The 21238-nt window shown below is 73.8% G+C and carries 21 protein-coding genes; 13 read left to right on the forward strand and 8 right to left on the reverse strand.

The window, feature by feature from the left end:
- Nucleotides 1–69 precede the first annotated feature (69 nt).
- On the reverse strand, nt 70–279 hold the full coding sequence (locus tag ACFWA9_RS24390) for a DUF397 domain-containing protein (protein WP_380389728.1): 210 nt from the start codon (nt 277–279) through the stop codon (nt 70–72).
- Nucleotides 261–1109, reverse strand: coding sequence for a Scr1 family TA system antitoxin-like transcriptional regulator (locus ACFWA9_RS24395; protein WP_380389730.1), 849 nt, complete (start codon nt 1107–1109; stop codon nt 261–263). Before ACFWA9_RS24395 ends, ACFWA9_RS24390 begins: the two co-directional genes overlap by 19 nt.
- A 122-nt stretch (nt 1110–1231) precedes the next feature.
- Between ACFWA9_RS24395 and ACFWA9_RS24400 the strand changes: the two genes are divergently transcribed.
- Nucleotides 1232–1486, forward strand: coding sequence for a hypothetical protein (locus ACFWA9_RS24400; protein WP_380389732.1), 255 nt, complete (start codon nt 1232–1234; stop codon nt 1484–1486).
- Nucleotides 1483–2181, forward strand: a complete 699-nt coding sequence (locus tag ACFWA9_RS24405) for an NUDIX domain-containing protein (RefSeq protein WP_380389734.1) — start codon at nt 1483–1485, stop codon at nt 2179–2181. The genes ACFWA9_RS24400 and ACFWA9_RS24405 overlap by 4 nt, the downstream gene beginning before the upstream one ends.
- 25 nt (nt 2182–2206) lie before the next feature.
- Here the strand turns inward: ACFWA9_RS24405 and ACFWA9_RS24410 are convergent, their stop codons facing one another.
- Nucleotides 2207–2518: a putative quinol monooxygenase gene (locus ACFWA9_RS24410; RefSeq protein ID WP_380389736.1), complete on the reverse strand. Its 312-nt coding sequence runs from the start codon at nt 2516–2518 to the stop codon at nt 2207–2209.
- Between the two features lie 99 nt (nt 2519–2617).
- Here ACFWA9_RS24410 and ACFWA9_RS24415 point away from each other — a divergent pair, with 99 nt between their 5' ends.
- The 5 genes from ACFWA9_RS24415 (at nt 2618) to ACFWA9_RS24435 (ending at nt 8872) form a co-directional block, all read left to right on the forward strand.
- On the forward strand, nt 2618–2947 hold the full coding sequence (locus ACFWA9_RS24415) for an ArsR/SmtB family transcription factor (protein ID WP_380389738.1): 330 nt from the start codon (nt 2618–2620) through the stop codon (nt 2945–2947).
- A gap of 154 nt (nt 2948–3101) precedes the next feature.
- Entirely contained in the window at nt 3102–3506 is a 405-nt protein-coding gene (locus tag ACFWA9_RS24420; RefSeq protein ID WP_380389740.1) for a hypothetical protein, read from the forward strand.
- A gap of 146 nt (nt 3507–3652) precedes the next feature.
- Nucleotides 3653–5119 (forward strand): hypothetical protein, encoded by a 1467-nt coding sequence (locus ACFWA9_RS24425; protein ID WP_380389742.1) that lies wholly within the window; start codon nt 3653–3655, stop codon nt 5117–5119.
- A 388-nt stretch (nt 5120–5507) separates the two neighbouring features.
- On the forward strand, nt 5508–6575 hold the full coding sequence (locus ACFWA9_RS24430; protein WP_380389762.1) for a polyprenyl synthetase family protein: 1068 nt from the start codon (nt 5508–5510) through the stop codon (nt 6573–6575).
- Nucleotides 6576–6838: 263 nt separating this feature from the next.
- Nucleotides 6839–8872, forward strand: a complete 2034-nt coding sequence (locus tag ACFWA9_RS24435) for a SpoIIE family protein phosphatase (protein WP_380389744.1) — start codon at nt 6839–6841, stop codon at nt 8870–8872.
- Nucleotides 8873–8947: 75 nt separating this feature from the next.
- On the opposite strand, the gene ACFWA9_RS24440 is transcribed toward ACFWA9_RS24435, so the two are convergent.
- A complete protein-coding gene (locus ACFWA9_RS24440; protein ID WP_380389746.1) occupies nt 8948–10810 on the reverse strand; it encodes a protein kinase in 1863 nt (620 codons plus the stop codon).
- A gap of 121 nt (nt 10811–10931) precedes the next feature.
- Nucleotides 10932–11510, reverse strand: coding sequence for a TetR/AcrR family transcriptional regulator (locus tag ACFWA9_RS24445; protein WP_380389748.1), 579 nt, complete (start codon nt 11508–11510; stop codon nt 10932–10934).
- 418 nt (nt 11511–11928) lie between these two features.
- Between ACFWA9_RS24445 and ACFWA9_RS24450 the strand changes: the two genes are divergently transcribed.
- From ACFWA9_RS24450 to ACFWA9_RS24460, 3 genes are all read left to right on the forward strand, one after another.
- On the forward strand, nt 11929–13392 hold the full coding sequence (locus ACFWA9_RS24450) for an MFS transporter (RefSeq protein ID WP_380389750.1): 1464 nt from the start codon (nt 11929–11931) through the stop codon (nt 13390–13392).
- A 148-nt stretch (nt 13393–13540) separates the two neighbouring features.
- On the forward strand, nt 13541–13984 hold the full coding sequence (locus ACFWA9_RS24455) for an RrF2 family transcriptional regulator (RefSeq protein ID WP_380389752.1): 444 nt from the start codon (nt 13541–13543) through the stop codon (nt 13982–13984).
- Nucleotides 13985–14071: 87 nt separating this feature from the next.
- Entirely contained in the window at nt 14072–15286 is a 1215-nt protein-coding gene (locus ACFWA9_RS24460) for a globin domain-containing protein (protein WP_380389764.1), read from the forward strand.
- Nucleotides 15287–15398: 112 nt separating this feature from the next.
- On the opposite strand, the gene ddaH is transcribed toward ACFWA9_RS24460, so the two are convergent.
- Together ddaH and ACFWA9_RS24470 are read right to left on the reverse strand one after the other, a co-directional pair.
- Nucleotides 15399–16226 (reverse strand): dimethylargininase, encoded by an 828-nt coding sequence (gene ddaH / locus ACFWA9_RS24465; protein WP_380389754.1) that lies wholly within the window; start codon nt 16224–16226, stop codon nt 15399–15401.
- A gap of 332 nt (nt 16227–16558) precedes the next feature.
- A complete protein-coding gene (locus tag ACFWA9_RS24470) occupies nt 16559–17461 on the reverse strand; it encodes a 4Fe-4S domain-containing protein (RefSeq protein ID WP_380389756.1) in 903 nt (300 codons plus the stop codon).
- Nucleotides 17462–17751: 290 nt separating this feature from the next.
- On the opposite strand from ACFWA9_RS24470, the gene ACFWA9_RS24475 reads away from it, so the two are divergent.
- On the forward strand, nt 17752–18534 hold the full coding sequence (locus ACFWA9_RS24475; RefSeq protein ID WP_352296620.1) for an SGNH/GDSL hydrolase family protein: 783 nt from the start codon (nt 17752–17754) through the stop codon (nt 18532–18534).
- A 7-nt stretch (nt 18535–18541) separates the two neighbouring features.
- Here ACFWA9_RS24475 and ACFWA9_RS24480 read toward each other — a convergent pair whose 3' ends face one another.
- Nucleotides 18542–18973, reverse strand: coding sequence for a DUF2809 domain-containing protein (locus tag ACFWA9_RS24480; protein WP_380389758.1), 432 nt, complete (start codon nt 18971–18973; stop codon nt 18542–18544).
- Between the two features lie 205 nt (nt 18974–19178).
- Between ACFWA9_RS24480 and ACFWA9_RS24485 the strand changes: the two genes are divergently transcribed.
- Together ACFWA9_RS24485 and ACFWA9_RS24490 are read left to right on the forward strand one after the other, a co-directional pair.
- Complete coding sequence (locus ACFWA9_RS24485; RefSeq protein ID WP_352296625.1) at nt 19179–19583, forward strand: hypothetical protein; 405 nt, start codon at nt 19179–19181, stop codon at nt 19581–19583.
- A 155-nt stretch (nt 19584–19738) separates the two neighbouring features.
- Entirely contained in the window at nt 19739–21181 is a 1443-nt protein-coding gene (locus ACFWA9_RS24490) for a DUF2252 domain-containing protein (protein WP_380389760.1), read from the forward strand.
- The last annotated feature ends 57 nt before the right edge of the window (nt 21182–21238 follow it).

The raw sequence follows: 21238 nt of genomic DNA on the forward strand, positions 1-21238 counted from the left end.
TCACCTTGAGGCCACCCATGCGAAGCGCCCTCCGATCGGATGCGATCGGAGGGCGCGGGCGACAGTCGATCAGACGGCGCCGAACTCGCCCGCCTGCACGGCGGCGACGAACGACCGCCAGGCATCAGCTGCGAAGACGAGCGCAGGACCGTCGGAGTCCTTGGAGTCACGAACAGGCATGGCACCAGGGAATCCGGGCGCCACCTCGATGCAGTCGCCACCCTGCTGGCTGTAGCTGGACTTCACCCACGCGGCGCGAGTCAAGTTGATGTCGGACATGCGGTTCCTTCCCGAGCTGCGCGAATCCATTCGAGAGTCGCCGTCTCGGCCAGCGCTCCCACCTGTAGTCGATCGTAGTGTCTCTTCCAAACTGTCAGTACGTCAGCATCGCGCTCAAGATGGCTTCGTCCCTCAGATTCCGAATAGCCCAACAAGGAGTGATCGAGAAGCGTGAGAAGTCGCATCGGCAGGGCGAACGGCCTGTGCTCAGCCATGGCAAACGGGGCAACCTGAAGAATCACGTGACTCACGTCGAACTGCTGCTCCAAGAAACCGAGTTGCTCATCCATCACGCCCCACCCCCCGATCGGCCGCCGCAAGCAGCTCTCGTCGAGGACGGCATGCACGAGCGGAGGGCTGCTCCGCCGCAGCAACTGCTGACGAGTGAGCAGGAAGGTAACTCGCTCGTCCGCTTGCCTTTGAGTGATCGCTCCACGACGAACATCGGCCATGGCCAGGGCAGTTGCATAGGCCTCGGTCTGGAACAGTCCAGGAACGACACCTGATTCGAAGATCCGTATCTCGGCAGCCTTAGCTTCGTGGCTCGCATACTCGGGGAAGCCCTCCAGGAGCGCCGAGTGCTTGTTCTGCAGCCACATCAGCAGCAGCGTTCCTCCGGTCTCCAGCGCCTCGTCGGCCCTACGAGCGAACTTCTCACTCGGAGGCTCGCGCGTTGCAAGTTCAGCGTAGGAGACATAGGACGGGTCGAATCCGACCTTCTTCGCCAGCTGGGCCTGCGTAAGCCCCTTCATCTCTCGCGACCTGCGCAGTTGCACACCGAAGGGCGCCCACGGGCCTGATGTCGGGTCAAGTTGCCTGCGGTTAACCATGTCCCACCAACTTGTGGATCATCAGCATCAAATTCAGATCTCGGGCTGATCCTGCACCAACGAGGGTCATCATAAACACGAGCCGTAAGGGACTCGACGCACAGAGCTACCAAGGAGCCCGCATGCCCAGCCGCCCCCGCACGCCCGCATACCAGCCCCAGATCGGCGAAGTCGTCCGCGACCGGGCCCACCGCTCCCCCAACGGGCAGCCCGCCGAAGGGGTCTACATGGACACCCTCGGCGGCGCCGCCTACCTCCGGCCCGAAGCCGGCGGCTGCGAGTGGACCACCCGGCCCGAGGACCTCCAGCGGCTCGACCGACCCCGCTTCCTCCCTGTCCAGCACCCGAGCCCGCCCCGCGCGAACAGCGCGGCGTGAGCCCGGCGTCCAGGCTCCTCGCGGTCACCCTCGCGATCCCCGCGCTCAGCGCCGGAGCGGCCGCCCTCGCCTGCCGGCCGATCCGCGACGGACCGCTCACACCCCGACTCCTCGTCTTCGGCCTCATCCTCACCACCGGCGTCGTCGCCGGACTCCCCACCGCCTACACCTGGCGACTCCAACCCCCTCCACCCCAGGAGCGAACCGTGCTCTACCCCCTGCCCGCGATCCTCACCAACCCGCCCCGCCGACGCCTCGGCCACCAGACCCTCGCCCTCGACCCCGAGGGCGCCGTCCTCCTCGTCGCCACCACCTACCAGAACGGCCTCACCCTCCCCGGCGGCAGCGCCGAACGCAACGAACTCCCCCACCTCGCCGCCCGCCGTCACACCGAGACCGAAACCGGCCTCGTCCTCCCCCTGCGCAGCATCCTCGCCACCGACTACACCGACGCCCGACTCCTCCCCGAAGCCATCGACTTCGTCTACTGGGGCGGCCGCCTCACCCGCGCCCAACAAGCCACCACCACCCACCACCGCCCCCCACGCCACATCACCGGCCTCCACTTCATCCACCCCGACCACCTCGCCGACACCATGGACCCCGACCAGCACCACCGCGTCACCCAAGCCCTCGACGCCCTCACCCGCGGCGCCCACCTCCCCTTCCTCCTCCGCGGCATCCCCGCCGAATAGGAGCCGAATGGCAGCCGGCGGCGGGCTACTCCCGGCCGTAGGGGCTGTGCATCGTCAGGAAGCGGATCTCCAGGTCACTGGTCAGGTAGTCCATCCGCCGCTCCCAGAAGGCGCTCAGGTGCGGCAGGGCCAGGTGGGCGTCGAGGTCGGCCTGGCTTCGCCACGCCTCGTAGAACACGAAGACGCCGGGCTCCTCGCGGTCCTCGTGGAAGTGGTACTCCAGGCAGCCCGGCTCCTGCCGGGTGGGGGCCACGAAGGAGAGCAGCAACTCCTTGAGCTCCGCCGCTCGTTCGGGCTTCGGGCGGGCGATGCCGACGAGCGTGACCGGCTGATCCATGCGAACTCTCCCTCATCCGAGGTACGACCAATCTCGTACCTCGCGGACGGTACCCCTGCCGAGAGGTACGATTCAAGCCGTACCTGAGGGAGGTCACCCATGCCCGACGAGGAAGGGCACCCGGCCGTCGAGGAGATCGAGCTCGGCAGGGTGCTGTCCGCGCTCGCCGACCCGCTGCGCCGCCGGGTGGTCCGCCAGCTGGCCTGCTCGCCGGACGGCACCGCGCGCACCTGCAGTTCCTTCGCGCTGCCCGTCTCGAAGGCCACGGTCACCCACCACTTCCGCGCGCTGCGCGAGGCCGGCCTGATCCGGCAGGTCGACCGGGGCAACAGCCGGATGGCCGCCCTCCGCCGGACCGACATCGACGCCCGCTTCCCCGGCCTGCTCGCCCTCCTCACCGCCGAGGCGCAGGCCCCCGGCGACGGCTGACGGTCCGGTGCCCACAGAACGCGGTGCACAGGAAGTCGGTATGGCCGACTTCCTGTGCACGCCCGGGCGTTCCCCCGGACCCACAGGGTGCCGTCACCCCGGAACGGACCGGCCGGGGCGACCGGTCCGCATAGGTCCGCCCTACGATGGCGGGATGCCCGCAGAACCGATGCTCTTCCCGCCCCGGCCCCTCCGCGACGTGCAGGCGCGGCACCTCCGGCAGGCCGGCGGGTGCGGCGGCGGGGCGGCGATCGTGACGGTCGACTTCGAGCCGTGCACCGGCCCCACCCGCTTCGAGCTCACCCTCCCGGACGACGTCCGGTTCCGCTTCGGCCCCGCGGGCGGCGACGAGGACTACCGCGAGGTCTTCTCACTCCTCGAAGCGCTCGACGAGGGCCTGCGCGAGGTGCTGGCCGAGGACGGGCGGATCACCGTCCACTGCCGGGCCGTGCTGCGGTCCATGGTCGTCCACCCCGTCGACTCCCACCCCCGCGCGTTTCGTGAAGTAGGCCGCCTCGCCGCACGCAAGGCTCTGGAACAGGTCTTCGGCACCTCCTGACACCGCCGGAGCGGCAGCCCGAGCACGAGAAGTCGGCCGACCCGACTTCTCGTGGGTAGGGTGTGTGCCCCATCCCGAGCGGTGCGAGTTTCGAGCGAGGTAGCGACGTGGAACCGGCGGGGGACGGCACGACACACGACCAGCCGTTGCCGAACGTGCGCAACGACCTCTGTGGCCAGGTCACCGGGGCAGCCGTTCAGGCGGGGGACATCCACGGCGGCGTCAACGTCGTGGTGGTGAACGCGGCACCGGAGAGCGGCTCTCCCGACGAGGCCGTCGCCGAGGCGCTGCGGAAGTCCTCGCACAGCTGGCGAGCACGTTTCTCCAGCGTCGATCTGGTCAACCTGCCACGGATCGCGATGCTCGCGGACGGCAGCGCGATCCTCGGCGCGGCGAGGAAGGCGGAGCTCGACACCACCAAGCCGTTCCGGGGCCAGGGGCTGGCTCCCGGGCTCTTCGTCTCCCAGGTCAGACCGTTGTTCGAGACGTGGGACGCCGAGGCGGCGACCAGGCTGTGCGAGAGCACGATCGACCACGTACACCGCGGCCTGCTGGTCTCCTTCGAAGCGCGGATGCGCTGCCGCAATCCCCCGACGATGCCTCCGTCGGAGCCCACCGGCGTCCTCGCGAAGGACCCGCACCTGCGCTTCGACATCGGCGGGCGCGGCGTCGTCATCACCTTCGACCCGCACTGGCTCACGACGGCCACCGCTTCGGGCACGCTCCACGACGCCGCGCGGAATCCGCTGGTCTACTCCGGCCTCGGTACCGTGGCCGCGGTCCTGGACGACGGCACGATCCGCGTCTCCGCGCTCGTCTTCGGCCAGCCCGAGACCCCGTTCCAGTCACAGTTGAGGCACACGGGCTCGTCCGCCCTGCGCACGCCGGCCGGACTCACCACCGCTGACTTCCGCAACGAGTTCTCCACCCACGCCGGGGTAGGGGCCGCCGTTCCCCGCATCCGAGAAGGAACTGCCGTGAGCCGTACGGGTATCGCCCTGCTCTTCGACGAGGACCGGGTGGTCCCGGGCCAGATCGACCGCGCCGTGCTGACCCAGTCGACCAGGATCGCCCCGGAGTACCGTCGCGACCTCGGCGTGGCCGTCGCGAGCCTGTCACCGGGGCCCGCCTTCGCCGCGGGAGCCACCCCGGGCGACATCGCCGCGCACCTGCTCGCCCGCACGCCCCCGCTCTGGAAGTCCCTCACCGTCCCGGGGCTCACCGCGCTGATCCGTTCGCGCAACCTCGCCGTGTCGACCGTCACCGGGCTCACCACGGGGCAGCTCGGCGACCTCGACGAGTTGATGCGGGCGGAGATGCCGAGCTATCTCGGTGGCGTCGAGCTGGACAGGGCCCTGCCGATGCAGGGGGAACTCCTTCCGCAGTGCGACCAGTACCACGTGGTGGGCGCCGAACTCCGGTTGGTCTACACCGCTGCGGGCCGGTACCTAGACGAGGCCAACGACGAGGATCTCGACCGGCCGCTGGCCGAGTGGCGGGACACCGGGGTCTTCCGAACCGTGGCCTGGGAGGAGGACACCCGTCGGTCGGAGGCGGAGGAGGCCGAGGCCGCGTTCCTCCTCCGCGACTGGCTCGGCGGGCGGACCGAATAGCCGGGGAAGCGCACCCGGCCGCCGAGGAGAGCGAGCTCGGCAAGGTGCCGTCGGCGCTCGCCGGCCGCGTGCGGTCGGCGAGCGCGGAACGCACGCGGGCCGATCGGGAAGTCGGCCCCGCCGACTTCCCACTCCCCCGACTCGGCGTCAGGACCACCCGGGGCCGACGCGGGCGGCGGCCGACAGGTCGGGATCGCGGCCGGAGCAAGGGTGCCGAGGGGACGTCCCGGCCGAAGGCCGGGGAGCCCGGCCGACCCGGCAACGCTCCACGGGACACGGACCGCGCCTGTCCGTAGCCGCGCCGCGCGCGCCGCCCGCGAGGCACCCGGCCCCCGTCGGCGGGCCCGGGCGCGGGGGTGCGAGGGTAGGGCACGTGAACCAGACGATCATGGCAGCCGCCCGCGAACGGGCCGCCGGACACCGGCGGCGGTTCGACCTCCGCTTCGAGGCCTACTTCGCCTCCCTGCCGGAGCGCCTCGACACGCCACCGCTCAGCCGCTTCACCCCGCGCTGCCTGGAGCTGCTGCGGGACCTCTCGCTGCGCGGCGGCAAGCGGCTGCGGGTCGCCCTGCTGTACGAGGCCGCCCGGCTGGTGACCACCGAGCCGGTGCCCGGTCTGGCGGAGGCCGCGCTGAGCATCGAACTGCTCCAGACGCACGGGCTCGTCCACGACGACATCATCGACGACGCGCCGGTGCGCCGGGGAGGCCCCTCCACCTACTACGCCTACCGCGAGGAGTTCCCCGCGGCGGACCGCACCGCGCTGGGCCTGGCCGTCCTGGCCGGGGACCTCGCCGCCTTCCTCTCCATGCGGGTCCTGCTGGAGGCGGACGTCCCCGCCGAGCTGCGCCAGGCGATGCTGGAGGTGCAGCTGAACGCCGCCGCGGAGACGGTCACCGGCCAGATCGTCGACCTCGAACGCGACTTCCGGGCGCTTCCGGAGGAGGAGTTCCTGCACACCGTCTGCGAGTACAAGTCCACCCGCTACTCCGTCCTCGCCCCCCTGCGGCTGGGCCTGCTGGCGGCCGGCGAGGACGTGGCCGCGCACGACGCGCGCCTGCGCCGGTACGCGACGCTGGTCGGCATCGGCGGCCAGCTGCGCGACGACTACCTCGACCTGTTCGCCGACGAGGCGGCCACCGGCAAGTCGACCGGCGCCGACCTCCGGTCCGGCCGCCGCAGCTACGCCGTGAGCGCCCTGCTCGCCGCCGCGGACGACGCGCAGCGGGCCGTGGTGGAGGCCGCGCTCGGCGATCCGGACTGCTCCGCGGCGACGGTCGGGCGCGTCCGCGAGCTGGCCCGGTCGCTGGGCGTGGACGGCAGGCTCCGCGCCGACATCCGCCGCTGCGCCGAGGCCGCCGCCGGGGAGGCCTCGGGCTGGCGCCCGCACTGGCGCGAGGAGGCGGTGGCCTTCTTCGAGGGCCTCCCGCTGTCCAACGTGCTGCCGGCCGGGTGAGCGGGGCGGGGCGGCGCAGCGGGTGCCCCGGGCGGCCCCGGCCGAACTCGCGGCCGCCGGGCACTCACGCGTCACCCCGGCAAGGGCGACAATCGTGGCATAACGGTACAGATGTACCGGCCAGACCGTATCGTGCCAAGGACGGCCGCGGGCGATCGCCGCAAGGGCAGACCCGAGGGCAGCCGGCCGGAGGCAGCCGGACACCCCGGGTACGGGGACGCGGTTGCCGCACGACACAACACCGGACAAGGGGGCACCACGGGGTGGTCGAGCCGCAGCTGACACCCGAGGTCTTCGACCGGGCGATCGTGGCGATCGCCCTGACCGCGGGCCGGGAACACCGCCTGGTCTACCGCAACGACGCCTTCCGCGAGCTGTTCGGGCCGCGGTCGATCGGCGTCCCCGTCCGGGAGCTGTTCGCCGAACCCGGGGTGGAGCGGTTCTTCGAGACGCTCGACAAGGTCCTCGCCGACGGCACCGCCCGCCAGGTGACCACGCCCCGGACGGTGGAACGGCCCGGGGACGGTGACGGCGACCACCGGCACTTCGTCTACAGCTGCTCCCCGATCTCCTCCCGGTTCGGCCCCGGCATCCTGATCGCCGCGATCGACACCACCACCGAGGTGCACGCCGCCCAGCAGGCCGAACAGCTCTCCACCGACCGCCTGCGCACCCTGGAGCGGTACGAGGCGCTGATCTCCGCCGTCTCCCAGCTGGTCTGGATCGTCCGCGCGGACGGCAGCATGGCCGAGCTCGTGCCCGGCTGGCAGCGGCTCACCGGGCAGCCCTGGCGGGAGACCATGGACGAGGCCTGGTTCGAGCTCATCCACCCCCGGGACCGGGCCGGGCTGGCCGAGCAGTGGCTGAAGGCGGCGGACGCCGAGCCGACCATGTTCGAGCACTCCTTCCGGGTGCGCACCGTCACCGGGGAGTACCGGCACGTCTCCGCCCGCGCGGTACCGATCGTCCGCGAGGGCCGGCCGGTGGAGTGGGTCGGGGCCACCTCCGACATCGAGGACCGCTGGCGCAACCGGCTGCGCGAGCGGCTGCTCGCCGGGGCCCTCGCGGTGACCGAGACCGCCCGCCCGGACGACGCCTTCGCCGCCGTCGCGGACCTCGTCGTCCCGGAGCTCACCGACGCCTGCACGGTGTTCCTGCTCTCCACCCGCGAGCACACCACCCGGCCCGACGAGATCCTCGGCACCCGGATCGCCTCCACCGCCCGGCCCGGCCTGCCTCCGCTGCCCGCGCTGCGCCAGCAGAGCTACCGGCTCGGGCCGGCCGCGCTGCGGGTCGTCGCCCGCCAGGCCCCCGCGCTCCTGACCTTCCCGGTCGGCGAGATCCCCCCGGGCGTCGTCCCCCGGGAGTCGGCCCAGTGGCTCACCCGGGCCCGCGCCACCAGCCTCACCCTGCTGCCGATCGTCATCGACGGCATCACCGTCGCCCTCGCCGCGGCGGCCGGCTGCGAGGACACCCCGCCGCCCGGCCGGCCGGACATCGACCTGCTCCAGGACGTCCTCCAGCGCGCCCAGGCCACGCTGCGCCAGACCCTGGAGCTCCAGCGCACCCGGCAGGTGGCACTCGTCCTCCAACGGGCGCTGCTCACCGCCCCGCCGGTCGTCGTCGGCGCCGAGCTCGCCGCCCGCTACCAGCCCGGCAACCGGGCGGCCGAGGTCGGCGGCGACTGGTACGACGCCTTCCTGCTGCCCGACGGCTCGCTCGCCCTGACCATCGGCGACGTGGCCGGGCACGACCTCACCGCGGCCACCACCATGGGGCAGCTGCGCAGCATGCTGCGGTCGGTCGCCTACAACCGCACTCATCTGCACACCCCGGCCGACACCCTCGCCGCGCTCGACACGGCCGCCGACGGCCTCGGCGTGGCCGCCTTCGCCACCGCCGTCCACCTGAACCTGACCCGGGTCGACGACGGCTGGCGGATGACCTGGTCGAACGCCGGGCACCCGCCGCCACTGCTGGTACCCGCCTCGGGCGAGCCGCGCTTCCTGGTGACCGAGGAGACCGACGTGCCGCTCTGCGTGGCCCCCGCCGAGCGGCGCCACACCCACAGCACCGGGATCGCGCCCGGGGACACCGTGCTCCTCTACACCGACGGGCTGGTCGAGGTGCCCGGGGAGAACCTGACCGTCGGCCTGGACCGACTGGCGCAGGCGGCGGGCGCGGTCGGCCACCGGCCGCTGGACGAACTCTGCGACCACGTGCTCGCCCAGGTCGCCGAGACCCGGGACGACATCGCCCTGCTGGCCTTCCGCGCACTGGCCGCGCCGCCCGTCTGAGGCCGGCGCGGCTCGGGTGCCGCTCGGGTACCGGTCTCGGGGACCGCGCTCAGGCGCTGCCGCCGGGCGCCGCGCTCAACTGCCGCGCGGGAAGGACCGCTTCACGGTGCCCTTGGTGTCGGCGGAGAGGTAGCCGCCGCCGTACTCGCCGGACAGGTAGACCCTGATGCTGGGCGTGCCGTCGGAGCTGTCCGGACCGATGATGAGGTAACGGCTGGTCGGGTTGGGGACGTTGAGGGTGTCCTGGGCCTTCTGGAGCAGGGTCGGGATGATGTCCCAGTCGTAGCTCCTCAGGTCGACGGTCTTCTGACGGGACGTCATGGTGCCGCCCGGGGTGCGGGTGACCTTGCCGTCACGGTAGTTGAGCCGGTCGAACACCGTCGGGTCGGCCGCGGTCGGCCCCTCGGCGCTCGCGTAGGTGGGGTAGACGGTGAGCTGGGTGATCTTGGAATCCGCCAGCGACGGGCGGAAGGCCTCGACCGTCGTGCGGACCCCGGCCGGGGTGAGGAAGTCCGGGGGCACGGCGGACGGGGGCGCGGTCTTGGCCGTCACCGACGGGGCGGCGACCGGCTCGGGCGCGGTCGACGCGGCGGCGGGGGTGGTGGGGCCCGTGCTGCCGGTCGCCGCCGGGCCGGACGCCGACGGGCCCGGGGCGGCGCCCGCGCCGTTCTCGGCGCCCGAGTCGGGCAGGAGGGTCCAGGTGAGGGCACCCGCCAGTGCGACGGCGACGACCGAGAGGGTGACCGCCCGCGCCGGGCCGCCCCGAGTCACCGGGGCCGCCGGGCCGTGCGTGGTCGTGCCGGTCGGGACGGCGTCCGCCGGGACCGCGTCGACCGGGTGCCCGGGGAAGCCGGGGCGGCCCGGCCCGGCAGTGCCGGGGTGACCGAACGTGTCGGCCGGGGCGGCGCCGTACCCGTGGCCGCCGCCATACCCGGGACCGCCGGTACCGCCCCCGCTGTCGTACCCGGATCCGGGCGCGGATCCGGTCCAGGCGTTCATCGCCGGGTCGGTACCGGGCCACGGGGTCGACGCGGGCCGCGGGAGGTCGAGACCCGTCGGCGACCAGGCCACCGGACCGCCGGCCGGCCCCGGGGCGGCCCCGGCCTCCGCGGCCGCGAGCGCCTGGTCGAGCTGCTCCGCGTTCGGCCGGACCGCCGGATCCCTGGCGAGCACGGCCGCCAGCACCGGGGCGAGCTGCCCCGCCCGCGCCGGCGGCGGCAGCGGCTCGTCCAGGACGGCCGCGAGGGTGGCGAGCGTGGTGGCGCGGCGCAGCGGGTGGTGGCCCTCGACCGCGACGTACAGCATCATGCCGAGCGACCACAGGTCGGACGACGGGTTGCCCTCCGCCCTGCGGATCCGCTCGGGGGCGATGTACTCGGGCGAGCCGATCAGGGCCCCGGTGCTGGTGAGGGCGGTGGCGCCCTGCATGGCGGCGATGCCGAAGTCGGTGAGGACGGGCGTGCCGTCCGGGCGCAGCAGTACGTTCCCGGGCTTGACGTCGCGGTGCTGGATGCCGGCGGCGTGGGCGGCGCGCAGGGCGGAGAGCACACCACGGCCGATCCGGGCCGCCTCGGGCACGGTGAGGGGGCCGCGGGAGAGCCGGTCGGCGAGGCTGCCGCCGGTGACCAGCTCCATCACGAGCCAGGGGTGCGGATGATCGGCGGTGTCGACGATGTGATGGATGATCACCACGTTCGGGTGCTGGAGCCGCGCCAGGGAGCGCGCCTCGCGGAGCACCCGCTCGCGCAGCTCCAGCGCGTCCTCGGGGTTGGCGGCCGCCATCGCCGGGTCGGGCGGGCGGACCTCCTTGAGCGCCACCTCGCGGTGGAGCGCGTTGTCCCGGGCGCGCCAGACCAGGCCCATACCTCCGCCGCCGAGTCGTTGCAGCAGCTCGAACCGGCCGTCGATGAGCCGTGCGTCCGACCCGTCAGCGTTCATGCCCGTCATCGTAGGAGACGCCGCCGACACGCCGGTGGCCGGGACGGCCCGCACCCGCTTCTCCCAGGTCGCGGGCGAGCGGGCGGGTGCGAACGGCCCGCCGGGGAGCCCCGGTTACCGGTCAGGCGGTGGTCCGCACGCCGTCCAGGGCGATGGCCAGGACGCGGTCGCGCTGCTCCTCGTCGGGGAACGCGACCGAGCTGACACCCGAGACGAGGCGCAGCAGGTCGTCGATGGACATGTCCGCCCGCGCCACCCCCGCCTCCTGCGCGCGCCTGAGCAGCGGTGCGCTCGCGTCGAACATCGACTGCCGGCAGGCCAGGAAGATGTCCGACTCCTCCCCCTCCAGCGCCTCGCGGATCGCCCGCTTGGTCAGGGTGTAGGCGACGAACCTGCGCAGCCAGCCGGTCAGCGCCTCCCAGGGCGACTCGCCCGACAACTCCCCTGCGGCCAGGCTCAGTTCGTTGACCTCGTTGGCGTAGACCGTCTCGAAGAGGTGCCGACGGGTGGGGAAGTTGCGGTAGAGGGTGCCGATGCCCACGCCGGCCCGCCGGGCGATGTCCTCCAGCGAGGCCTCGGCGCCGTGCTCGGCGAAGGCCTCGCGGGCGGCGACCAGCAGCGCGTCGAAGTTGCGCGCGGCATCGGCGCGGCGCGGGCGCTGGGCCGCCACAAACTCGCCGACCACGACCTGTTCCGTCACTGGGGCTCTCTTTTCGGACACCGGGTTGAAGCGGAGGTGTGCCTCCGCTAATCTGGAGGCATGCCTCAACTTTAGCAGTGAGGTCCTGTCCCCGCCCCTGCCGGCACACCCGGTGGAGGCACCAGCGCGTCCGTCGATCCGGCCCCGGATCCCGAGCGCACCCGCCGGCCCGAGCCGTACGCACCGGCCCTGTTGGCCCGGTCTCCACACCTCGCGCTTCGCCGCGCGTCCGGCGGTACGCACCACGGCTCCGACCGCACCGGCACCGGCACCGCACAGCGCGCGCCACCCAGCACACAGCGCACGACGCAGCACGACCACACACCACGCAGCACGCACACCAGCACCACGCACACCGCTTCCGTCCGCAGCCCGTGGGCGCGTTCCCCTTGCGCGCCCCATGCCCCGAGAAGGTTCGATGAGCCGCCCGTCCAATCGCCTCACCTTCGGCGTCCTCGCGACCGGCGCGGGCGTGTTCGCCCTGCTCCAGTCGCTGATCACGCCCGCCCTGCCCACCGTCCAGCACGCGATGAACACCTCGCAGGCCACCGTCACCTGGGTGATGACCGCCTACCTGCTCTCCGCCTCGATCTTCACGCCGATCCTCGGCCGGGTGGGCGACCTGGTCGGCAAGAAGCGCACCCTGGTCGCCGCGCTCGGCGCGCTCCTGGTGGGGTGCCTGGTCGCCGCCCTGGCTCCCAACATCACCGTCCTGATCATCGCCCGGGTCATCCAGGGCATCGCCGGCGCGCTCTTCCCGCTGTCCTTCGGCATCATCCGCGACGAGTTCCCCGCCTCCCGGGTGGCGACCGGCATCAGCAACCTGTCCGCCGTCATCGCGGTGGGCAGCGGCCTCGGCATGGTCCTGGCCGGACCGATCGTCGGCGCGCTGGACTACCGCTGGCTCTTCTGGTTCCCGGTGATCATCGTCGCCGTCACCGCCGTGATCGCCCAGCGCTACGTCCCGGAGTCGCCCAAGCGCGCCGAGGGCGCCGGCGGCGCGGGCAGTGTCAACTGGCTCGGCGCCGTCCTCCTCTCCGGCTGGCTGGTGGCCCTGCTGCTGCCCATCAGCCAGGCCTCGAAGTGGGGTTGGGGCTCCACCGGGGTGATCGGCCTGCTGGTCGCGGCCGTCGTCCTGTTCGGCCTCTGGGCCCTGGTCGAGGCCCGCTCGCGCAACCCGCTGATCGACCTGCGGATCATGCGCCTCCCGGCGGTCTGGACGACCAACACCGCCGCCCTGCTCTTCGGCGGCGGCATGTACGCGGTCTGGGCCTTCCTCCCCGGCTTCGCGCAGACGCCGACCTCGGCCGGCTACGGCTTCGGGTCGAGCATCACCGGCGCGGGGCTCCTGATGCTGCCCATGCTGGTCACCATGTTCGTGGCCGGGATCCTCAGCGGGCGCCTCGCCGGCCGGTTCCCCGCCAAGGCCCAGCTGACCGCGGGCGCCGTCTTCGGCTCGGCCGCCTGCGCGATGCTCGCCGCCTGGCACGACCGGCCGTGGCAGGTCGCCCTGGCGGCGGGGGTCTTCGGGCTCGGCATCGGCCTCGCCTTCGCCTCGATGAGCAACCTCATCGTCCAGAGCGTGCCCGCCGCGCAGACCGGCGCGGCCACCGGCATGAATGCCAACATCCGCACCATCGGCGGCTCCATCGGCGCCGCGCTGATGACCAGCCTGGTCACCGGCCACCTGCAGCCCTCCGGCCACCCCTACGAATCGGGCTACACCCACGGGTTCGCCCTGCTCGCCGCCTTCTGCCTGGCGGCGGCCGTCGCCGCCCTGTTCGTCCCGGCCCGTCGGCCCGCACCGTTCGTGATCGGCGGCCCGGCCGCCGCCGACCCTGTCGCGGGCGCGCCGGCCCGGCCGGAGGCGGTCCGGAGCTGACCGGGTCACCCGCTCGCCCATCGCCCACCACGCGCCCCGCCGGCTCCCGGCGGGGCGCGTCCGCGTGCCACCGGGAGCAGCTCGGCCCGGGCGCCGAGGGCGCACCCCAAATTGGAGTACAGAATTCGTATTCGATAGCCTGCCGGGCGTGAGGCTGACCAAGAGCACCGACATCGCCCTGCGCATCGCCATGCGGCTGGCGGTCCTCGACGAGGACGCGAACCCGACCACCCGCGAGGTGGCCGAGTCGGTGGGCGTGCCGTACACCCACGCCGCCAAGGTCGTCAGCCGGCTCCAGCACCTCGGTGCGGTCAAGGCGAGGCGCGGGCGGGGCGGGGGCCTCGCGCTCACCTCCGCCGGCCGGACCGGCTCGCTCGGGGTGCTGGTCCGCGAGCTGGAGGGCGTCGGCGACGTGGTCGGCTGCGAGGACGAGCCGCCCTGCCCGCTACGGGCCGCCTGCCGGCTGCGCGGGGCGCTGCGGACCGCGCAGGAGGCGTTCTTCGCCTCGCTCGATCCGCTCTCGATCGACGACCTGGTCGGCCCGCCCACCGGGCCGGTCCTGCTGAGCCTCTCCGGCAGACCCGCCGGCTGACCCCACACCCCCGTCCACCGACCCGCCGGGTCGCGCCTCCGCACGACCTTTAATACGCATCTAAGATGCCAGTTCGGAGTGAGCCCCATGCTGTCCGCCAAGTCCGCCGAGATCGTCGAAGCCACCCTGCCCGCCGTGGGCGGCGCGATCGGCGAGATCACGCCGCTCTTCTACGACACGCTCTTCGCCGACCACCCGGAGCTGCTGCGCGACCGGTTCAACCGGGGCAACCAGGCCAACGGCACCCAGCGGCAGGCGCTGGCCGGCTCGATAGCCGCCTTCGCGTCCGCCCTGATCGCCCGCCCCGACCTGCGGCCGGACGCCATGCTCGCCCGGATCGCCCAGAAGCACGTCTCGGTCGGCATCCGGAACGACGAGTACCCGATCGTCCAGAAGTACCTGTTCGCCGCCATCGTCGAGGTGCTCGGCGAGGCCGTTACCCCGGAGGTCGCCGCCGCCTGGGACGAGGTGTACTGGCTGATGGCCAACGCGCTGATCGCCGTCGAGGACCGGCTGCGCGCCGAGACCGCCGCCGCGCAGTCGGGCGACCCGGACGACCTCTGGCGCCGCTTCACCGTGATCGCCCGGCGCCGGGAGACCGACGACGTGACCACCTACCTGGTCCGCCCCGCCGACGGCGCCCCCGTCCCGCCCGCACGGCCCGGCCAGTACGTCTCGGTGCGCGCGACGATGGCGGACGGCGCCCGGCAGATCCGCCAGTACAGCCTCTCGGGGAGCTCCGGCGGCGCGCTCCGGTTCACCGTCAAGCGGGTCGGTGCCGGGGCCGACGGGGCACCGGCCGGCGAGGTGTCCAACCACCTGCACGATCACCTGCACACCGGCGACGTGGTCGAACTCGCCCCGCCGCTCGGCGACCTCACCCTCGCCGACGGCGCCGGACCGGTGCTGCTGGCCTCGGCCGGAATCGGCAACACGCCGATGACGGCCATGCTGGACCACCTCGCCGCCACCGGCTCCCCCCGGACGGTGATCTCCGTGCACGGCGACCGGGACCAGCACGCGCACGCCTTCCGGGCCGAGCTCGACCGGCTCACCGCCGAGCTGCCGAACGCCGTCGCGCACGTCTTCTACGAACGGCCGGTGGGCGACTGGCCCGCCGAGCGCACCGGCCTGGTCGACCTCTCGACGGTGCCGGTCCCGGCCGGGACCGTCGCCTACCTGTGCGGGCCGCTGCCCTTCCTCCGCTCGGTGCGGGCCCAGCTGCTCGCCGCGGGCGTGGCGGCCGCCGACATCCACTACGAGGTGTTCGGCCCCGACCTCTGGCTGGGACAGGACGCCTGAGCCCAGGCGTCCACTGCCTGAGCGCCCACTGACCGGGCCACCGCTGCCCGAGCGCCCCCGGCCCGAGTGCCCTCCGGGCGGCCGGGGGCGCTCAGGGGCCAGCCGGGGGCGCTCAGGCCGGCCGCAGCTCCAGGGTGCAGCACTTGGCGCCGCCGCCGCCCTTGAGCAGCTCGGAGACGTCCACCGGCACCGGTTCGTAGCCGTGCTCGGCCAGTCGGCCGGCCAGCGCCTTGGCGGCCTCCGGCAGCAGGACCCGCCGCCCGTCCGAGACCGCGTTGAGGCCGAACACCTCGGCGTCCGCGCGGTCGGCGAGGATCGCGTCGGGGTAGAGGCTGCGCAGCAGCGCCTGGCTGTCGGGCGTGAAGGCCTCGGGGTAGTACATGACGTGGTCGTCGCCGAGGACTGCGAGCGCGGTGTCCAGGTGGTAGAAGCGCGGGTCGACCAGGGTCAGGCCGAGCACCTGGACCCCGAACAGGGCCCGGGCCTCGGCGTGCGCCGCCGGATCGGTACGGAACCCGGTGCCGGCCAGCACCCGGCGGCCCACCACCAGGTGGTCGCCCTCCCCCTCGTTGACGTGCCCGGCCCGGTGGACCTCGCGGTAGCCGGCGGACCGGAACCACGCCTCGTGGGCGTCGGACTCGCCGGCCCGCTCGGGGTGCCGGAAGGTCGCGACCAGGGCCCGGCCGTCCAGGACGGTGGCGCCGTTGGCGGTGTAGACCATGTCAGGCAGGCCCGGCACCGGCTCGATCAGCTCGACGGTGTGGCCGAGCCGCCGGTAGATCGAACAGAGCCGCTCCCACTGGCGGACGGCGAGCTCGGTGTCGGTCGGCCGGGTCGGGTCCATCCAGGGGTTGATCGCGTAGTCGACGGTGAAGTGCGTCGGCCGGCACATCAGGTAGCGCCGCGGCCTCGCGGTGCGCTCCGGGGTTCGGTTCGGCATGCGGCTACCTCCGCCGTCCGGGACTGCTGGGGTCGGGATGCTGTGTGCTGGGGCGCCGGGGCGGCGGAGAACGCGGCCTCGGATACCGGAGCACGTGGGGCGTGCCGGTGCGTATCGCACCCCAGAGGGCGGCTGCCCACGCGAGTCAGTTCGCACACATGAGCGGACAGCATCGCCGGGTGCAACCCCCCGCGCACCCGGCGCGCACCCCGGCGCACGGGGGCGCCGGGTGCCGGGGCGCCGGGCACCGGGGCGCCGGGCACCGGGGCGCCGGGGCACGGGTGCCCGAAGGCTCCCTCACGATGCCGGGGCACCGCCGCCCGGCCGCCGGCCTACCAGCGCAGGACGAAGTCGACCGGCCTCGTCCGCAGCCCGGCGCACCGCTCGGCCAGCGCCCGCAGCCGCCGGTCGGCCTCCTCGGCCGGCATCCGCCGCCGGTCGCCGTGCCCCGGCAGCACCCACTCGAAGCGCAGGCGCCCGACGCCGCGGGCGAGCGAGGCCGCCAGCTCCACCATCGAGTACCAGGTGACCCCGTCGGCCACCTCCAGGTCACCGGTGGTGCGCGACCAGTAGAAGCTGTCGCCGCTGAAGCAGTACCGGTCGTCGGCCACGTACAGGACGCTGCCCAGGGTGTGCCCGGGGAACGGGTGGGCCACGACCCCGGGGGCGATCTCCACGGGTTCCCGGCCGCGCAGCACCCGGTCGGCGTCGGGCGCGGCGTCGAGGTCGCCCTCGTGGATCCAGAGCCGCGCGCCGAACCGGTCGGCGTACGCGCGGCCGTGCGCCGCGTGGTCGCGATGGGTGAGCAGCACGTCGGTCACCGGGCCGAGCGCCTCGTAGCGGGCGGCCAGCGGTTCGGCGTACCGGGGCGTGTCCACCATCAGGTACCCGCCGGGCCGGCGCAGCAGGTACGCGTTGGCGCCGGCGGTGTGCTGGGAGTTGTGGCCGCACAGCAGCAGGTCCTCGTCGAGCGCGAGCGGGAACGGGTCCCGTGCCGGGTCGAGCGGCCGGCCGCGGAGGCGGACGGAACGGGTGGGGCAGGCGTGGGCGGCGGCGTAGAGCTGCCGCAGCTCGGCCTCGTCGCGCGGCGGGCGGACGACCTCGGAGCGGCCGTCGCGTTCGTGGATCAGATCGGGGGCGAGCTGGCGGGCGACGTCGCAGTTGGTGCAGCGGTCGTCGACGTACCAGCCCGTTCCGGGGGTCCCGGACGCGGTGCGGGGATCGGTGTCGGTCATGCTTGCGCCCTCCTGGGTGGGGCGCCCGCCGAACGGCGGGGCCCTTCCAGGGTGGGCACCGGCGGACCGGAAGCGGAAGGGGGTCGCGATCTTGTCATTTCTCCGACGGAGCTATCTGGGCCACCTCCCTGACGGCCCATCAGGCCGGTTCGAGCGCCCGCCGCCCCCGGCGCGCCCCGCCCCCCGCGATATTCCCGGAACCTGCTGAATCCGTACGTGGTCCATCTCACGTCCCCCCGAGGGCCACCTACGGTGGCGTAGGTCACTTGAGACAGTGAACTATCTCCTTCATGCCGTACCTCCAGGAGACTCTTGACCTCAGTTCGTACGCGGCCCTCGGGGACAGCTTCACCGAGGGGCTCAACGACCCCGGCGTCGGCGGCGCCTTCGCCGGCTGGGCCGACCGGCTCGCCGGCCTGCTCGCCGACGGACGCCCGCCGGGCGAGTTCCGCTACGCCAACCTCGCGGTGCGGGGCCGGCTGCTCGACCAGGTCACGGCGGAGCAGGTGCCGCAGGTCCGGCGCATCCAGCCGGACCTGGTGACCTTCTGCGCCGGCGGCAACGACATCCTGCGACCCGGCAGCGACCCGGACGAGGTCGCCGAACGCTTCGAGCGCGCCATCGTCCAACTCACCGAGTCCGCCGGGACGGTGCTCATCTGCACCGGCTTCGACACCCGGGGCGTGCCGCTGCTGAAGCACCTGCGCGGCAAGATCGCCACGTACAACGGCCACATGCGGGCCGTCGCCGACCGCAACGGCTGCAAGGTCGCGGACCTCTGGTCGCTGCGCGCGGTGCAGGACCGCCGGGCGTGGAGCGAGGACCGCCTGCACCTCTCGCCCGACGGCCACCAGCGGGTCGCCCTGCTGGCCGCCCGCTCGCTGGGCCTGCGCACCGAGCAGGACCCGGAGGCACCCTGGCCGGTCCTGCCGTACCAGTCCGCCGCCGACCAGCGCCGGGAGAACCTCCAGTGGGCGCGCGAGTTCCTGCTGCCGTGGGTCGGCCGCCGGCTGCGCGGCGAGTCCTCCGGCGACCACGTCGAGGCGAAGCGGCCGGAGCTGCTCCCGCTCTGACCAACCATCAGGCCCGGCCGGGTGCGGTCCCCCTCCCCGCGGAAGCGGACCGCACCAGCCGGGCCGCCCCCGCGTGCAAGAGCGCGGCGGCCGCCGCGCCGACCAGGTACCAGCAGAGGTCCGGCGCGTTGAAGGTGGACCCGAGCACCAGCCGGGCCACCGTGCTGCGCCGCGCCAGGTCGTCGGGGACGCCGGTGAGCTGGAACAGCTCCACCGCCCAGCTCAGCCCCGCCGCCACCGCACCGGCGGCCACCGGACGCAGCCGCGGCGCGACGAGCACCACCAGGGCGTACACCAGCACCGTGTACAGCGCGTCGCCCGCGTACTTGGCGACCTCGCCCCCGCCGACGGCCCGCACCCCGAGCCCGGCCCCCACCACCAGCACCGCCGCCACCCCGGCCGCCGCCCGGACACCGCCACTCCCCCGAAGCTCACCCATCGGGCCACCCTAGGGGGTGTCGCGAGCCGGGGACCACCCGGTGCCGCGGTGGCGCCCGGTAGGTGCGGGACGGAGAATCCTTGGTGGTCCCGGTCGGTCCGGAGCCGCCCCGCGCGCGGTCGGCGGGCGCCGTCGCCGACCCGTACGCGCACGCCTCCTCGGGGGCGTCCACCGGTCGGCGGTGGTGGCACGATCCGGAGCTGACATGACCGATCCGCGCACGATCCTCTGGCAGGCACGCCAAGGCCCCGTACCGACGGACTGGCACGTCTTCACCAAGCGGCGGGGCAAGCTGAAGGGGTTCTTCCGGGGGACGTCGGACGATCCGGACCCGCTGCTGGTCATCACCCCGGACGGCACCGTCGAGTACACGGACGAGCGCCACCCGCCGGCCGTCGTCGACTTCTACGCCCTCACCGACATCACCCTCCAGGTGAGGGGGCAGAGCTTCTCCGACAGCACCATGGTGAACCTCGCCGTGTGGATCGACCTCCAGTACCGCGACGGCACGAAGGCGAAGTGGCGGTCCGCGTCCTTCCCGGGCGACCTGCGGGCCGTCCAGGGCTTCATCGAGGCGTACGGCGCCCACAAAGCGCTTCTCGGGGGCTGACGCCGCGCCCCGCCCCCGCAACCGCGGCACCGCCCCGGGCGTCCCTCCCTCCCGACGGGTTGTCCGGGCGGGCGGGTAACCTGCTGCCCGGCCCGCCGACGGGCCGGGTCCGCGCAGGTCGCGGGCGGGAACGACAGAGGACGGGGCGGGGCACCATGACGCAGCTCACCGAAGCGGTGGAGGAGTCCGGCGTGCGGGCGGAAGCGGCCGGCCGGGGGCGGCGGTTCGCCGTCGACGGGTTCGCGCCGCACCACGACGGCCGCTTCCGCGAGCGCGGCAAGGCCCTGCGCGAGCGCATCCCGCGCGAGCGGCACGCCGAGTTCGCCACCGCCGACGACCGGCCGACCGCCATAGCGGCGATCGAGGCGTCCAACGCCGGGCGGATCACCGAGCTGGTCCCGATCCGGCTGGGCCGGATGGCGGCCACGCCGTTCGCCTTCCTGCGCGGCTCGGCCGGCCTGATGGCCGCCGACCTCGCCCCGACGCCCACCTCCGGGATCACCGCCCAGCTCTGCGGCGACGCGCACGCGGCCAACTTCGGCCTGTACGGCGACGCCCGCGGGCAGCTGGTGATGGACATCAACGACTTCGACGAGACCGTGCCCGGCCCGTGGGAGTGGGACCTCAAGCGGCTCGCCGCCAGCCTGGTACTGGCCGGCCGCGAGGTCGGGGCCGACGAGACCACCGCCCGCCAGGCCGCGTTCGACGCCGCCGGCTCGTACCGCCGCACCATGCGCGCGCTGGCCAAGCTGCCCGTCCTGGACGCCTGGAACGCCGTCGCCGACGACCAGCTGGTCTCGTTCGCGCAGGCGCACGACCTGGCCGACGCCCTGCGGAAGGTCGGCGCGAAGGCGCTGGGCAACACCAGCGCCAGGTTCGCGGCCAAGTCCACCGTCCGCGCGCAGGACGGCGGCCTGCGGTTCACCGCGGCGCCCCCGGTGCTCAGCGAGGTCCCGGACGCGACGGCCACCGCGGTGGCCGCCGCGCTGGGCCCCTACGTCGGCACGGTGCCCGCGGAGCTGCACCCGCTGCTCGCCCGCTACCGGGTGCAGGACGTGGCGTTCCGCGTGGTGGGCACCGGCAGCGTCGGCACCCGCTCGTACGTCGTGCTGCTGACCGACCACCGGGAGCAGCCGCTGGTGCTCCAGGTGAAGGAGGCCCGGCCGTCGGTCCTGCTACCGCACCTGGCCCGCGCCGGGTACCCGGTGACCGCGCCGGAGGGCCACGAGGGCCGCCGGGTGGTCCTCGGCCAGAAGCGGATGCAGGTGGTCAGCGACACCCTGCTCGGCTGGACCACCGTGGACGGACTGCCCTACCAGGTACGGCAGTTCCGCAACCGCAAGGGCAGTGTGGACCCGGCGGCGCTGCTGCCCGCCCAGCTCGACGACTACGCCCGGATCACGGGCGCCCTGCTCGCCCGGGCCCATGCGCACACCGCCGACCCGGGCCTGATCACCGGCTACTGCGGCAAGAACGAGGCGCTGGACGAGGCGGTCGCCACCTTCGCGGTGGCGTACGCGGACCGGACCGAGGCGGACCACGCCGACCTGGTCACGGCCGTCCGGGCGGGCCGGCTCCCGGCCGAGCACGGCGTCTGATCCCGGGCCCGGCGCCGCCCCCCCCGGCCCGGGGGGGGCCCCCCCCGCCCCCCCCCG

Source organism: Kitasatospora sp. NPDC059973, from assembly GCF_042737525.1.
Taxonomy (GTDB): domain Bacteria; phylum Actinomycetota; class Actinomycetes; order Streptomycetales; family Streptomycetaceae; genus Kitasatospora.

What these genes read in the sequence shown, in the direction of transcription:
- ACFWA9_RS24390 (WP_380389728.1), bottom strand. Translation starts at nt 279, where the DNA reads ATGTCCGACATCAACTTGACTCGCGCCGCGTGGGTGAAGTCCAGCTAC.
- ACFWA9_RS24395 (WP_380389730.1), bottom strand. Translation starts at nt 1,109, where the DNA reads ATGGTTAACCGCAGGCAACTTGACCCGACATCAGGCCCGTGGGCGCCC.
- ACFWA9_RS24400 (WP_380389732.1), top strand. Translation starts at nt 1,232, where the DNA reads ATGCCCAGCCGCCCCCGCACGCCCGCATACCAGCCCCAGATCGGCGAA.
- ACFWA9_RS24410 (WP_380389736.1), bottom strand. Translation starts at nt 2,518, where the DNA reads ATGGATCAGCCGGTCACGCTCGTCGGCATCGCCCGCCCGAAGCCCGAA.
- ACFWA9_RS24415 (WP_380389738.1), top strand. Translation starts at nt 2,618, where the DNA reads ATGCCCGACGAGGAAGGGCACCCGGCCGTCGAGGAGATCGAGCTCGGC.
- ACFWA9_RS24420 (WP_380389740.1), top strand. Translation starts at nt 3,102, where the DNA reads ATGCCCGCAGAACCGATGCTCTTCCCGCCCCGGCCCCTCCGCGACGTG.
- ACFWA9_RS24430 (WP_380389762.1), top strand. Translation starts at nt 5,508, where the DNA reads ATGGCAGCCGCCCGCGAACGGGCCGCCGGACACCGGCGGCGGTTCGAC.
- ACFWA9_RS24440 (WP_380389746.1), bottom strand. Translation starts at nt 10,810, where the DNA reads ATGAACGCTGACGGGTCGGACGCACGGCTCATCGACGGCCGGTTCGAG.
- ACFWA9_RS24450 (WP_380389750.1), top strand. Translation starts at nt 11,929, where the DNA reads ATGAGCCGCCCGTCCAATCGCCTCACCTTCGGCGTCCTCGCGACCGGC.
- ACFWA9_RS24460 (WP_380389764.1), top strand. Translation starts at nt 14,072, where the DNA reads ATGCTGTCCGCCAAGTCCGCCGAGATCGTCGAAGCCACCCTGCCCGCC.
- ddaH (WP_380389754.1), bottom strand. Translation starts at nt 16,226, where the DNA reads ATGCCGAACCGAACCCCGGAGCGCACCGCGAGGCCGCGGCGCTACCTG.
- ACFWA9_RS24470 (WP_380389756.1), bottom strand. Translation starts at nt 17,461, where the DNA reads ATGACCGACACCGATCCCCGCACCGCGTCCGGGACCCCCGGAACGGGC.
- ACFWA9_RS24475 (WP_352296620.1), top strand. Translation starts at nt 17,752, where the DNA reads ATGCCGTACCTCCAGGAGACTCTTGACCTCAGTTCGTACGCGGCCCTC.
- ACFWA9_RS24480 (WP_380389758.1), bottom strand. Translation starts at nt 18,973, where the DNA reads ATGGGTGAGCTTCGGGGGAGTGGCGGTGTCCGGGCGGCGGCCGGGGTG.
- ACFWA9_RS24485 (WP_352296625.1), top strand. Translation starts at nt 19,179, where the DNA reads ATGACCGATCCGCGCACGATCCTCTGGCAGGCACGCCAAGGCCCCGTA.
- ACFWA9_RS24490 (WP_380389760.1), top strand. Translation starts at nt 19,739, where the DNA reads ATGACGCAGCTCACCGAAGCGGTGGAGGAGTCCGGCGTGCGGGCGGAA.